We start from the raw sequence: 13,484 nt of genomic DNA on the forward strand, positions 1-13,484 counted from the left end.
GACAAGACCATGCGTGTGCTGATCATCGAAGACGAAGAGAAAACCGCCGACTACCTGCATCGCGGCCTGAGCGAACAGGGCTTCACCGTCGACCTGGCCCGTGACGGCATCGACGGCCTGCACCTGGCCCTGGAAGGCGACTACGCGGTGATCGTGCTCGATGTCATGCTCCCCGGGCTGGATGGCTACGGGGTGCTGCGTGCCCTGCGTGCGCGCAAGCAGACGCCGGTGATCATGCTCACCGCCCGCGAGCGGGTCGAGGACCGTATCCATGGCCTGCGCGAAGGCGCCGACGACTATTTGGGCAAGCCGTTCTCCTTCCTCGAACTGGTCGCCCGGCTGCAGGCCCTGACCCGTCGCAGCACCAGCCACGAGCCGCTGCAGATCCAGGTCGGCGACCTGTGGATCGACCTGCTCAGCCGCAAGGCCAGCCGCGCCGGCCAGCGCCTGGAGCTGACCGCCAAGGAGTTCTCCCTGCTCAGCGTGCTGGCTCGCCGGCAGGGCCAGATCCTGTCCAAGACCGCCATCGCCGAGCTGGTCTGGGACATCAACTTCGACAGTGACGCCAATGTCGTCGAGGTGGCCATCAAGCGCCTGCGCGCCAAGCTCGACGGGCCCTTCGACAACAAGCTGCTGCACACCATCCGAGGCATGGGCTATGTCCTGGAAAACCGTGCGGGGTAACTCCATCGCCCTGCGCCTGTCGGCGCTGTTCACCCTGGTCGCCCTGGGGGTGTTCGTGCTGATCGGCAGCGCCCTGTACCGCCAAGTCGACCGCAGCCTCGACCTGCTGCCGGCAGCCGAACTGGACGCGCGCTTCAGCGTGCTGGAGTCCACCCTCAACCGCTACGGCACACCGGAACACTGGGCCAAGATCCATAACAAGCTCAACCTGCTCGGCGAGGAAGACCGGCGTATCCGCTTCTGGGTGGTCAGCGGCGACCCGGCCTACGAGTACGGCCAACCGGACGAGGCGATCCGTCGCTTCGCCGCAGGCCCGCAGGGCATGCGCGATTTGCGCCTGGCCGAGCATCCGTATCCATACAAGGTGCTGGTCAGCGAACTGCCAGCCCTTGGCGAACGCCCGCCGCTGCGCTTTCTCATCGGTATCGACACCGAGACCTTCTGGCAGGCCCAGCACAGCCTGCTGGTGGCCATCGTCGGCCTCGCCGCGCTCGGCGTGCTGCTGGCCTCGCTGCTCAGCTACTGGGTCGCGCGCATCGGCCTCAAGCCACTGCAGGCCCTGTCGACCGAGGCCCAGGCGCTGGCCCCGCCGCACCTGGACGGACGCCTGCGGACCCAGGACCTGGCCCCGGAGCTGGCGCAGTTCGCCGACGCCTTCAACGCCGCGCTGGACCGGGTCAGCCTGGCGTACTCGCGGCTGGAGGCGTTCAACGCCGACGTCGCCCATGAGCTGCGCTCGCCGCTGACCAACCTGATCGGCCAGACCCAGGTAGCCCTGACCCGCGGGCGCAGCGCCGAGCATTATTTCGAGGTGCTGCAATCGAACCTCGAGGAGCTCGAACGCCTGCGCAGCATCATCAACGACATGCTGTTCCTGGCCAGCGCCGACCAGGGCAGCAAGGTCACCGCCCTGACCCAGGCCTCGCTGGCCGAGGAAGTGGCCACGACCCTCGATTATCTGGACTACATCCTCGAAGACGCCCACGTCAGCGTCACAGTCAGCGGCGATGCCCAGGCACCGATCGAGAAGGCCCACCTGCGCCGGGCGCTGATCAACCTGCTGAACAACGCCGTGCAGCACACTGCGCCCCACCAGGTGATCGATGTACGCATCGAGGCCGGCAACGAGCAGGTCAGCATCGCCGTGAGCAACCCGGGCCCAGCCATCGCCGAGGAACACCTGCCGCTGCTGTTCGAGCGCTTCTACCGGGTCGATGCCGCCCGCAGCAACAGTGGCGGCGGCAACCATGGCCTGGGCCTGGCGATCGTCAAGGCCATCGCCCTGATGCATGGTGGCGAGGTCTTCGTGCACAGCAAAGGGGGGGCCAACACCTTCGGTATCCGCCTGCCGAGCGCTCAACTGCGCGGGTTTGCGACAAAAGCCTGAACGTTGGCCACTCGATCATTACCTTTTACGCAACGGTGCTTATCCAACTTCGCTCTGTTTCCAGGGCGTCGACGGGGCTAACTTACGCCTGTCTCAATTAGCACTTGCCCCGCAAGAAGGTTGTTCCAAATGTCCAACAGTATGGGTGTTGCCAGCGTTTTCGTCCTGTCTTCCCTGTTGTTGTCGCCCCTGGCCATGGCCGAAGAATCGCCGGCCTTCGTTGCCCGTAACGCCGCACTTTCCGCTGTTCACCAACAAGCCCGCGAAGCCTATGCCGCGCAGAAGTCCGACAGCGTGAAAGACGCACAACAGACCGCATCCAAGGCCGTTACCGACGATAATGCCGATAGCTGATCGGCACTTCGAACGCTCTCCTTTTTCCCTTGGCTACTCCATGGGCATTGCCCGTGTCGATATGTTAGCCTTTCAAAGCCGCTGCCGATCAGCGGCTTTTTTTATGTGTTCGAAACTCTCAGCCAGGCTGTTACGTACTTCATAAGAAAGTTGTAAACCCGACAATAAAAACTGCCCCACCGCCAGACCAAAGGAGCTTGTACCGGTGTCTTCCGCGTTTCGTTTCACCCCGTTGTTCGTTGCATTGGCCGCAACGATGCCGTTTGCCGCACAGGCCGATGAAGACAAGGCTGAGGGCTTCATCGAAGGCGCGTCCCTGAACCTGCATTTTCGCAACGCCTACTTCCACCGCAACCAGCTGGACCGCGGCCACAACGACAACCGTGAATGGGGGCAGGGCTTCGTCGCCCGCTTCGAGTCCGGCTATACCCCGGGCGTGATCGGCTTTGGCCTCGATGCCCACGCCATGCTCGGCCTGAAGCTCGATGGTGGCGGCGGGCATGCCGGCACCAGCCTCCTGCCGGAGCACATCGAGGACGACGGTGAGCTGGGCGCCGCGCCGCACTCGTTCTCCACCGCCGGCGCCGCCGTCAAGTTCAAGGCCTTCGACACCGAACTCAAGGCCGGTGACCTGTTCCTCACCAACCCGGTGATCGCCGGTGGCGAGACGCGCATGCTGCCGCAGACCTTCCGTGGCGTGAGCCTGACCAACACCAGCATCGACGGCCTGCTGCTCGAAGGTGGCCAGGTCAGCTTCACCAAGCCGTACAACCAGAGCGGCCACCGCCGTATCGACACCTACTACGGCACGCTCGACGATGGCACCAAGAGCCAGCACCTGACCTGGGCCGGTGCGTCCTGGAGCGGCAGCGAGAGCATCACCAGCAACCTGTATGCCGCCGAGCTGAAGGACATCTGGAACCAGTACTACTTCGACTTCGACTACACCTACGTGGTCAACGACCTCGTCAGCTTCAATCCGGGCCTGCACTTCTACCACACCCAGGACACCGGCCAGGCGCTGCTCGGCGACATCGACAACAACACCTACAGCGTGCACTTCACCGTCAATGCCGGGTACCACAGCGTCACCGCCGCCTACCAGCGGGTCAATGGCGACACGCCGTTCGACTACATCAACCTGGGCGATAGCGTGTACCTGGACAACTCGCGCATGTACTCGGACTTCAACGGCCCCAACGAGCGTTCGTGGAAGCTGCAGTACGACTATGACTTCGCCGGCCTGGGTATCCCGGGCCTGAGTTCGTCGCTGTCGTATTCGCGCGGTGAGTTGGACCTGACCAAGCCCGCCCCGGGCAACCGCCATTACGACTACTACAATCCCGACGGCAAGAACGCCATGCATTGGGAACGTGACCTGGACGTGCAGTACGTGTTCCAGGAAGGCAGCCTCAAGGACCTTTCGGTGCTGCTGCGCTATGCCAGCCACCGTGGCAGCCAGGGCTATTCCTCGGTGGACCGTGACATGGACGAGTACCGGGTGATCGTCGACTACCCACTGAACGTGTTCTGACCGGCTGACGCTCAGCGGCTTTTGGGGCTGTTTCGCAGCCCCACACCACGTCAACCCGCTCATTCCGTCGGACAGCCGCGCTAGCTCTTGTCCGGCCATTGCCGCTTGCCTAGAATGAGGCCGCCGCGTAATAGCCCTACCCTCACGGACAGAGGGGCTTATGCAGTAGCGAGCATGACGTTGCCTACTCGATCACCGCGTTCCTCCCTGTCCAGATCGCAGCCCGAGCTGATCCTCAACCTGGGCAGCTGCCTGGCCGTGCTCGCCATCGTCGCCATCGTCAGCTATCTGCTGGCCCGCGAGCGGGACAGCGTCGAGCAATCGGCCAAGCGCTCCTCGAGCAACATCGTCCAACTCATCGAGAGCGATATCCTGCGCAACGTCGAACTCTACGACCAGTCCCTGCGCAGGCTGATCTGGGCGGTACAGCACCCCGACCTGCTGCAGGTACGCTCGCAGCTACGCCAACAGATCCTGTTCAACCAGACCTTCGCCGCGCCGGTGCGCGGGAACATCCTCTGGCTCGACGCCAAGGGCGAGGTGCGCGGTGATTCGCTCAACGTGGTGCCACGCCAGGCCAGCCTCGCCGACTCCGTAGCCTTCCAGGCCCATCGCGACAACCCAGGCCTGGGCCTGTTCATCAACCCGCCCTTCCAGGCCCGCTGGGGCAACCTCGACTGGTGCATCAGCTTCAGCCGGCGTATCTCCAGGACCGATGGCGAATTCGCCGGGTTGGCCATGGGGGTGCTGCGGTTGTCCTATTTCAGCCAGCTGTTCGAGCGCCTGGACATCGGCACCGACAGCAGCATCAACCTGTTCAATACCGATGGCCAGCTATTGGCGCGCCAACCCAGCCGCCCGCAGGCCCCGCTGATCGGCAGCGATTTCAGCGCACGTGCGAACTTCCAGCGCATCCTCAGCGAACACAGCGGCAGCTTCACGGCCCCTTCCGGGGCTTCCGGCGCCCAGCGCATGTACACCTTCGCCCGGGTGGGCGACCTGCCGCTCATCGTCCTGGTGGCGCATTCCACCGACGAGGTCTTCCAGTCGTGGCGGCGCACGGCAGCCCTGGTCAGCGTGGCGACCGGCATCCTGTGCATCGGCATCCTCTGGCTGACCCTGCTGCTGGCCCGCGAATTGCGCCGCCGCCACGACGCCGAGCAAGGCCTCGCGGCCCTGGCCGCCACCGACAGCCTCACGGGCCTGGCCAACCGCCGGCAACTGGACCAGGTGCTGCGCCAGGAATGGGCACGCGCCCAGCGCAATCGCCAGCCGCTGGCGATCCTCATGGTGGATGTGGATCATTTCAAGGCGTACAACCAGCGCCATGGCCACGCCGGCGGCGACCATGCCTTGCGCGAGGTGGCCCGAACCATAGAGCGCTGCATCCGCCGTCCCGCGGACCTGGCGGCACGCTACGGCGGCGAGGAATTCCAAGTGGTGCTACCGGAAACCGAACTGTCCGGCGCCCGCCTGCTGGCCGAACGCATCCGCGCCAGCGTCCAGCAAATGCCGTCCTTCGACAGTGATGCCCGGCCAGTGACCGTCAGCATCGGCATCGGCCTCTATACCCCCGGTACCCAGCAAGACCTGGCAGGCCTGCTGGGCACGGCGGACGAAGCCCTCTACCGGGCCAAGGCCAATGGCCGCAACCGGGTGGAGGGCCCACTGGAGCAGACCTAGGCCTTTCGTACACCGTTGGGCTGGCAAATGCTGCGTAGCAGCCCCATCGATTCACCGCTGGACTGGCCTTAGGAGCGTGCACGCGCAGCATCACGCAGAGCCTTGACCTGGTCATGGTTGCGTTGCACGCCCTGCAACTGCCTCTCCACCAGGGCATAGGTCTCGTCGCTGGCGGTACGGCCGAGCTTGACCAGCTTCTCACGGGCGTCCTTGTAGGCCTTCAGGGCGAAGTCCTCGCCACGCTCGACCTCGTTGAGCACCGCCTCCTCGCTCTTGCCGGTCAGCATCGACTTGAAGTTGACCCAGCCCCGGTGCAGGTCGCCGCTGAGGCTGGTGGAGGTTTCCGGATCGCCACCCAGGCGACGCACCTCGCCCTGCAGCTCGGCGGCGGCATTGGCGCACTCCCCGGCCCGCTGGACGAAAAAGGCCTTCAGCTCGGCATTCTTGACATCATCGGCCGACTCCTTGAACCCCTTCTCGCCGTCCTTGCTGTATTCGATCAGGTCGTTGAGCACGTCGATCACGTCTTTGTTCGGATTGCTCATGGCACAAACTCCTTGGCAGGTGATAGTCACCAAGGTTGGAGCAGCCTTCGTGCCAAGCCAAACCCCATGAAAAAACCATCCAAAATCAATCAGATAGCCAAAGGCAAGGAAAGACCGAACGAGGCGTTCTGCATGATCGCCGCTTGGGGCTTCGTGCAGATTGCAGTATGGTCGGAGCCTTTCACCCGCCAGGCCCGCCCATGAATCCCGAATCCCTGCAACGACTGCTCACCCGCACCATGCCCTTCGGCAAGTACCAGGGCCGCCTGATCGCCGACCTGCCAGGCGACTACCTGGCCTGGTTCGCCCGCAAGGGCTTCCCATCCGGTGAGTTGGGCAGCTTGCTGGCCTTGATGTACGAAATCGATCACAACGGATTGGGCGAGTTGCTGACGCCATTGCGATCCCAGTTGCAAGCCACAAGCCGCAAACCATAAGAAGCCAGCCCCAGCGCCTCTTGCAACTTGCAGCTTGCGGCTCATCCCCCCGCTAGGACGCCACCGCCAACTCCACCCGCTCGCCCTTCTTGATCAGCGCATACACCACCGCCGTCAACAAGCTGCCCGCCAGGATCGCCAGCAGGTACAGCAGCGCATGGTTGATCGCATTGGGGATCAGCAGCACGAACAGCCCGCCATGGGGCGCCATCAGCTTGCAGCCGAAGTACATCGACAGCGCCCCGGTCAGCGCGCCACCGGCGATGCTCGCCGGGATCACCCGCAACGGGTCCTTGGCGGCGAAGGGGATCGCCCCTTCGGAAATGAAGCACAAGCCCAGCACCAACGCCGCCTTGCCCGCCTCGCGCTCACCCTGGGCGAACTTGCGCCGGGCCAGGAAGCTGGCGATGCCCAGGCCGATCGGCGGCACCATGCCAGCGGCCATGGTGGCCGCCATCGGCGCATAGCTGGACGAAGCCAGCAGCCCCACCGAGAAGGCATAGGCCGCCTTGTTGATCGGCCCGCCCAGGTCGACGCACATCATCCCACCGAGCAGCAACCCCAGGAGAATGGCGTTGGTGGTGCCCATGCTGTCGAGAAACTGCGTCAACCCCTCGAGCATCGCCGCCACCGGCTGGCCGACCACATAGATCATCACCAGGCCGGTGAACAGGCTGGCCAGCAGCGGAATGATCAGGATCGGCTTGAGCGCATCGAGGCTGCTCGGCAGGCGCGCCCAGCGGCTGATGGCCTTGGCGCTGTAGCCGGCGAGAAAGCCGGCGATGATGCCACCTATGAACCCTGCGCCCAGGGTGCTGGCCAACAGGCCACCGATCATGCCAGGCGCCAGCCCCGGCCTGTCGGCGATGGACCAGGCGATATAGCCGGCCAGCAACGGCACCATCAGCTTGAACGCGGCCTCGCCGCCGATCTGCATCAGCGCCGCTGGCAAGGTACCGGGCTCCTTGTAGGCCTCGATGCCGAAGACGAACGACAGGGCGATCAGCAGGCCACCCGCCACCACCATCGGCAACATGAACGACACGCCGGTGAGCAGGTGCTTGTAGACACCGCTCTTTTCAGACGCCTTGGGCGCCTCGCCGGTGGCGTCACCGGCGTTCTCCACCTTGCCTTCGGCCAACGCCTTGTCGAGGATGCCGCGCGCCTGCTTGAGCGCGACGCCGGTGCCGCAGCGGTAGATGCGCTTGCCGGCGAAACGCGCGGTGGGCACCTCGATGTCGGCGGCCAGCAGCACCACGTCGGCGGCCGCGATGGCCTCGGCCGGCAGCGGATTGCGCGCCCCGACCGAACCCTGGGTTTCCACGGTGAGCAGGTAGCCCAGCTCTTGGGCCGCCTGCTGCAGGGCCTCGGCGGCCATGAAAGTGTGGGCCACGCCCGTCGGGCAGGCGGTGACCGCGACGATCCTCGGCTGCGCGTTGGGCTGCGGCGCTTCGACGGCGCCCACGGCTTCCTGCACCTGGGCCTTGGCGGCGGCCTCGTCGAGAAAACCTTCCCGGTCGGCCAGGGCCTGGGCCGGGGTGCTCTGGTACAGGCGCTTGCCGACGAAACGAGCCAGGTCCACCGGGCCGGTGCTGACCACCAGCACCCAGTCGGCCTCGGCGATCTGCGCGCTCGTCAGGCGGCGTTCGGGCTGTTCGTCGGCCTGCACCTCGACGCTGGTGCTCCAGCCCCGTCGCTGCGCGGCGGCCGCCAGCAGGCGTGCGCTCAGCACGCTGGACACCTGGCCGTTGGGGCAGGCGGTGACGATGGCGATGTTCATCGGCAACCCTCTTGTCGTTCTGTCAGTTGCACGGCGGCCTCCAGGTGGGCCAGTTGCTCGCGATCACAGAGGCCGAAGCCGACCTGGGTCACCGCCTGGGCAGCGATGGCAGTGGCGCGGCGCAGGGTCTGCGCAGGCGCCTCGCCCAGCAGCAGGCCATGGACCATGCCAGCCACCAGCGAGTCACCGGCACCCACGGTACTCGCCACCTGCACCTGCGGCGGTCGCCCATGCAAGGCCAGGCCCTTGGCGAACCAGCTCACGCCCTGCTCGCCCTGGGACACCACCACATGCTGCACGCCGGTCGCCAGCAGGCGCTCGGCGGCGGCACGCTGCTCGGCCGGGCTGTGCACGGCAACGCCAAGCACCTCGCCCAGCTCCTCGGTGTTCGGCTTGACCAGCCACGGCGCCGTCCGCAGGCCAACACGCAAGGCCTCGCCGCTGCTGTCCAGGGCGACCTTCAGGCCCTGGGCCTGCAATTGCAGCAGCAACTGGCCGAACCACTGCGGATCGATGCCGCGAGGCAGGCTGCCGGCCACCACCACCGCGTCATGCCCCGGCGCGATCTTCTCCAGGCGGCGCAACAACGCAGTCCGGGCGACCTCGCCGACGTCCGGCCCCTGGCCATTGATATCGGTGACCCGGCCATCGGCCTCCACCAGCTTGATGTTGCTGCGGGTCTCGCCCACTACGCGGACGAAGCAGTCGGTAAAACCGCGCCGGGCGATCAGTGCATCGAACGGCTGCAGGTTGTCACGCCCGAGGAAGCCGCCGACGGTGACACTGTGCCCCAGGTCGGCCAGTACCTGGGCGACGTTCAGGCCCTTGCCGGCAGCATGGCTGTGCTGGGCCTGGCTACGGTTGACGTGCCCTGGGCGCAGGGCATCCAGGCTGACGGTGATGTCCAGCGCCGGGTTGAGGGTCAGGGTGAGGATCTTGGCCATTTCAATAACGCTCCACCAGCGCCCGGACCGCCGCGGCGCTGTCTTGTTGCAAAGCCTCGTGCGCCAGGGCGCGGGCCGTCTGGTGATCGGCCTGGCGCACCAATGCCTTGACTTCGGCGACGCTGCGAGCGGCGACGCTGAGCTCGTCCACGTCCAGCCCGAGCAGCACGGCGACCGCCTGCGGGTCGGCGGCCAGTTCGCCGCAGACACCGACCCACTTGCCCTCGGCATGGGCGGCGCGCACGGTCATGTCGATCAGCCGCAGCACCGCCGGGTGCAGGCCATCGGCCTGGGCCGAAAGGCTCGGATGGCCGCGGTCGATGGCCAGGGTGTACTGGGTCAGGTCGTTGGTGCCGATGCTGAAGAAATCCACCTCGCGTGCCAACTGCGGCGCCAGCAAGGCAGCCGAGGGCACCTCGACCATGATGCCCAGTTGCAGGTCGGCGACCGGCAGTTCCTGGCGCAAGCGCTCGACCATGGCCTTGGCCTCACGCCATTCGTGAACCTGCCCGACCATCGGGAACATGATGCGCAAGGGCCGCTCACCCGCTGCCCGCAGCAAGGCCCGCAACTGATCCTCCATCACCTGTGGGCGCTGCAAGGTCAGGCGCACACCACGCACGCCGAGGAAGGGGTTTTCCTCCGGGGCGATCGGCCAGTAGGGCAAGGGCTTGTCGCCGCCCACGTCGAGGGTGCGCACCACCAACGGGCGCCCGTCCAAGCCGTCGAGCACGCGGCGGTATTCGGCCTCCTGGGTGGCCACGTCCGGCGCCTGGGGATGGGCCATGAAAATCAGTTCGGTACGCAGCAGGCCAATGCCTTCGGCGCCCTGCTCCACCACCCGGTCGATGCCACGGCTTTCACCGATGTTGGCGAACACCTCGACAGCATGGCCGTCGCGGGTCACCGCCGGTTCGTGGCGATTGGCCCAGGCGGCCTGCAGGCGCTGCTCGCGCAGATCGCGCTCGGCCAGGGCTCGTTGCAACTCATCCGCCGCCGGGGCGACGACGAGCCGGCCGCGCTGCCCATCGAGCAGCAACGGCGTGCCAGGCTCGAGCAGCAGGATCGCCTCCCCCGCACCGACCACCGCCGGAATACCCAGGGCACGGGCGACGATGGCGCTGTGGGCGGTGGCACCGCCATGGGCGGTCACGATACCGGCCACCCGCGCCGGGTCGAGGCGGGCCACATCGGACGGGCCAACCTCGGCCATCACCAGCACATAGGGTTGTTCGGGCTCGGGCACGTCCTGCACACCACACAGTTGCGCCAGGACCCGGCGGCCAATGTCGCGCAGGTCGGCAGCGCGCTCGGCGAGCAAGGCATCGTGCAATGCCTCCTGCTGACGCGCCGCCGCCTCGATCACCGCCATCCAGGCCGCCGCGGCGCTCTCGCCCTGGGCCAGGCGCAGCTCGACCTCGTCGCCCAGGGCCGGGTCGGCGAGCATTTCCTGGTGGGTAACGAAGATTTCGCCGATCGCTTTGTCGCTGCGTTGCACCAGGGCCTGCAATTGCGCGTTCACCGCCTCCAGGGCACGACGCAGCTTCAGGCGTTCCTGGGGCGTGGATTCGCCACGCAGGGGGTAGTCGATCTCTCGCTCGACATGTACATGGGCCGGGCCACTGGCGATGCCCGGCGCAGCGCCGACACCCAGGACCTGGCTGCCAGCCGGCGGCACCTGCAACACCTCGACCGGGGCGGCGACCGGCTGGGCGACCTCCGGCAGGGGGTCCACCGCCTCGCCCAGCCCCTCTTCGATGGCCGCCTGCAACACCGGCAAGGCATCCTCGGCGACGCTCGGCTCGGCGATCAGCTCCAGCACCTGGCCACGCCGAGCGCCGAGGCCAAGCAGCTTGCTCAGGCTCTTGACCGACACCGCCGGCTGCGCACTATCCAGCAGGCGCACACGGATCTCGCCGTCGAAGCCCTTGGCCAGCTGCGCCAGCACCTTGGCCGGTCGGGCATGCAGGCCGTGGGGGTTGGCCAGCACGATCCGCACGCTCGGCCAGTCGGCCGGCACCTCGCCCCCTAGCACTTCGAGCACGGCACGGCTGCTGGTGGCCTGGTAGAGCATCTGCCCACGGCCTTCGATCAGGACTTCGCACAAGCGTTCGAGCAGGGCCTGGTGGGCGGCACCGAGGCTGGCCAGGCAGAACAGGCCGTTGAGCGGCTGGTCGCGGTAGCGCAACGGTTGCTGCGGGGTGACGAACGACAGGCCCGGCCGACGCACCTGCCGCTCGCTGTGCAACCACCACAAACCCTCGCCCAGCGGCAAGGGTTCGGCCTGTTGCAACTGGCTGGCAAAGCCCGCATCGACGCAGCCGGCGCGTTGCAGCAGGCGCGAGCCGCGCCAGGCCAGCTCGTCGAAGTCCTCGGCGGGCAGGTTCAGGCCCACCAGTTGCGCATCCAACGCCAGCTCCTGGGGCGCGCCCTGCAACAGCTTGAGTAGCGCCTCGGCGGAGCTCGCCCGGCGCAAGGCCTCGGCCAGGTCGGTTTCACCCAGGGCACGGGTCAGCAGTTGCAGCAGGCGCAGGTGCTCGTCGGAGCGGGCAGCGATGCCGATGGCCAGGTAGACGATCTGGCCGTCGCCCCAATCGACCCCCTCGGGAAACTGCAACAGGCGCACGCCGGTGGCGAACACCTGGTCACGGGTCTGTGGCGTTCCATGGGGGATGGCGATGCCCTGGCCAAGAAACGTGGAGCCTTGGGCCTCGCGGGCGCATAGCCCTTCCAGGTAACCTTCGGCGACCAGGCCATCGGCAACCAGCCGCTCGGCCAGCAGGCGCAATGCCTCGGCCTTGTCGGCAGCTACCTGGCCCATGGCTATCTGCTCCTTGGCGAGCTCCAGCATGACCTTCTCCTTTTGCAGCCCCATTCGGGGACTGAGGTATTGTTGTGCAATCCACGCAAACGATCATCGCGGGCAACCCCACGAAGGCAGGCGCTGACGACGGCAGTGAATACGCCTGCTGAAACGTTTAATCTGACCAGGTGGCCACGTTACTCGATAATCTCCTGACGAAAAAGCCCCATTCTGTCGGACAATTGCGACAATGGTCGTCTGCGCCCGGGCCTGGCCTTCGGGGAAACTACCCAGCCAGGCTTCGCAGCCAGCCCTGGTAATAACAAGGAAAATTCGGTGAAACTCAGCGATATCGCCCGTCTGGCCGGTGTGTCCGTGACCACCGCCAGCTACGTCATCAATGGCAAGGCCGAACAGCAGCGCATCAGCAACAGCACCGTCGAGCGCGTGCGCGCGGTGGTCGAGGCCCATGGCTTCACGCCCAACCCCCAGGCCGCCGGCCTGCGCAGCCGGCACACCCGTACCCTGGGCTTCATTCTCCCGGATCTGGAGAATCCCAGCTACGCCCGTATCGCCAAGCAACTGGAACAGGGTGCCCGCGCCCGTGGCTACCAGTTGCTGATCGCCAGCAGCGACGACCAGCCTGACAGCGAGCACCAGTTGCAGCAGTTGTTCCGCGCCCGCCGCTGCGATGCGCTGTTCGTCGCCAGCTGCTTGCCGCCAGAGGACGACAGCTACCGCGAACTGCAGGACAAGGGCCTGCCGGTGATCGCCATCGACCGTCGCCTGGACCCGGCGCACTTTTGCTCGGTGATCAGCGACGACCGCGATGCCAGCCGTCAGTTGGCCCAGAGCCTGCTGGCCACCCGCCCACGCAGCATCGCGCTGATCGGCGCGCGCCCGGAACTGTCGGTCAGCCAGGCCCGTGCCGGCGGCTTCGACGAGGCCTTGCAGGCGTTCGACGGCGACGTGCGGCGCTACCAGGGCGAGGCTTTCAGCCGTGAGTGCGGGCAGCGCCTGATGCAGCAACTGATCGAAGAGCTGGGCGGTCTGCCGGATGCTCTGGTGACCACCTCCTATGTGCTGCTGCAAGGGGTGTTCGACACGCTGCAGACACGCCCGGTCGATTCGCGCCAATTACAGTTGGGTACCTTCGGCGACAACCAGTTGCTCGATTTCCTGCCACTGCCGGTCAACGCCATGGCCCAGCAACACGGCCTGATCGCCGCCACCGCCCTGGAGCTGGCCCTGGCGGCGATCGAGCACAAACGCTACGAGCCGGGCGTGCATGCCGTGGCCCGCACCTTCAAGCAACGCATCACGGCAGGCTGAG

Annotated in this window: 12 protein-coding genes; 8 read left to right on the plus strand and 4 right to left on the minus strand. The window is 66.3% G+C overall.

Annotated elements, in window-relative coordinates; translation table 11 throughout:
• The first annotated feature begins 9 nt into the window (after positions 1–9).
• The 5 genes from ABFA30_RS19325 to ABFA30_RS19345 all read left to right on the plus strand — a co-directional run bounded on the left by ABFA30_RS19325 (position 10) and on the right by ABFA30_RS19345 (position 5,642).
• Entirely contained in the window at positions 10–684 is a 675-nt protein-coding gene (locus tag ABFA30_RS19325) for a heavy metal response regulator transcription factor (RefSeq protein ID WP_225788570.1), read from the plus strand.
• Complete coding sequence (locus ABFA30_RS19330; protein WP_225788569.1) at positions 659–2,071, plus strand: heavy metal sensor histidine kinase; 1,413 nt, start codon at positions 659–661, stop codon at positions 2,069–2,071. Before ABFA30_RS19325 ends, ABFA30_RS19330 begins: the two co-directional genes overlap by 26 nt.
• A gap of 129 nt (positions 2,072–2,200) precedes the next feature.
• Positions 2,201–2,425 carry a hypothetical protein gene (locus ABFA30_RS19335; RefSeq protein WP_253167681.1) on the plus strand — a complete coding sequence of 75 codons (225 nt, stop codon included), beginning with the start codon at positions 2,201–2,203 and terminating at the stop codon, positions 2,423–2,425.
• 205 nt (positions 2,426–2,630) lie between these two features.
• Positions 2,631–3,959 (plus strand): OprD family porin, encoded by a 1,329-nt coding sequence (locus tag ABFA30_RS19340; protein WP_253167680.1) that lies wholly within the window; start codon positions 2,631–2,633, stop codon positions 3,957–3,959.
• A 180-nt stretch (positions 3,960–4,139) separates the two neighbouring features.
• Positions 4,140–5,642, plus strand: a complete 1,503-nt coding sequence (locus tag ABFA30_RS19345) for a diguanylate cyclase domain-containing protein (protein ID WP_410046055.1) — start codon at positions 4,140–4,142, stop codon at positions 5,640–5,642.
• Positions 5,643–5,710: 68 nt separating this feature from the next.
• Here ABFA30_RS19345 and ABFA30_RS19350 read toward each other — a convergent pair whose 3' ends face one another.
• Positions 5,711–6,187 carry a ferritin-like domain-containing protein gene (locus ABFA30_RS19350; RefSeq protein WP_225788566.1) on the minus strand — a complete coding sequence of 159 codons (477 nt, stop codon included), beginning with the start codon at positions 6,185–6,187 and terminating at the stop codon, positions 5,711–5,713.
• A 66-nt stretch (positions 6,188–6,253) separates the two neighbouring features.
• Between ABFA30_RS19350 and ABFA30_RS19355 the strand changes: the two genes are divergently transcribed.
• Together ABFA30_RS19355 and ABFA30_RS19360 are read left to right on the plus strand one after the other, a co-directional pair.
• A complete protein-coding gene (locus ABFA30_RS19355) occupies positions 6,254–6,391 on the plus strand; it encodes a hypothetical protein (protein WP_225788565.1) in 138 nt (45 codons plus the stop codon).
• A complete protein-coding gene (locus tag ABFA30_RS19360) occupies positions 6,388–6,624 on the plus strand; it encodes a DUF3820 family protein (protein ID WP_410045805.1) in 237 nt (78 codons plus the stop codon). The genes ABFA30_RS19355 and ABFA30_RS19360 overlap by 4 nt, the downstream gene beginning before the upstream one ends.
• 52 nt (positions 6,625–6,676) lie before the next feature.
• Here ABFA30_RS19360 and ABFA30_RS19365 read toward each other — a convergent pair whose 3' ends face one another.
• The 3 genes from ABFA30_RS19365 to ptsP are packed head-to-tail and all read right to left on the minus strand — an operon-like array spanning position 6,677 to position 12,199.
• The gene (locus ABFA30_RS19365; protein ID WP_253081396.1) at positions 6,677–8,404 is read right to left on the minus strand and encodes a PTS fructose-like transporter subunit IIB; all 1,728 of its coding nucleotides are present in this window, start codon (positions 8,402–8,404) and stop codon (positions 6,677–6,679) included.
• Positions 8,401–9,348, minus strand: coding sequence for a 1-phosphofructokinase (gene pfkB / locus ABFA30_RS19370; RefSeq protein ID WP_253081397.1), 948 nt, complete (start codon positions 9,346–9,348; stop codon positions 8,401–8,403). Before pfkB ends, ABFA30_RS19365 begins: the two co-directional genes overlap by 4 nt.
• Before the next feature lies 1 nt (position 9,349).
• On the minus strand, positions 9,350–12,199 hold the full coding sequence (gene ptsP, locus ABFA30_RS19375; RefSeq protein WP_410045806.1) for a phosphoenolpyruvate--protein phosphotransferase: 2,850 nt from the start codon (positions 12,197–12,199) through the stop codon (positions 9,350–9,352).
• A gap of 288 nt (positions 12,200–12,487) precedes the next feature.
• On the opposite strand from ptsP, the gene cra reads away from it, so the two are divergent.
• Complete coding sequence (gene cra, locus ABFA30_RS19380; protein WP_225788560.1) at positions 12,488–13,483, plus strand: catabolite repressor/activator; 996 nt, start codon at positions 12,488–12,490, stop codon at positions 13,481–13,483.
• Position 13,484 lies beyond the last annotated feature (1 nt).

This window comes from Pseudomonas sp. HLMP (assembly GCF_046365545.1).
In the GTDB taxonomy this organism is placed as follows: domain Bacteria; phylum Pseudomonadota; class Gammaproteobacteria; order Pseudomonadales; family Pseudomonadaceae; genus Aquipseudomonas; species Aquipseudomonas guariconensis_B.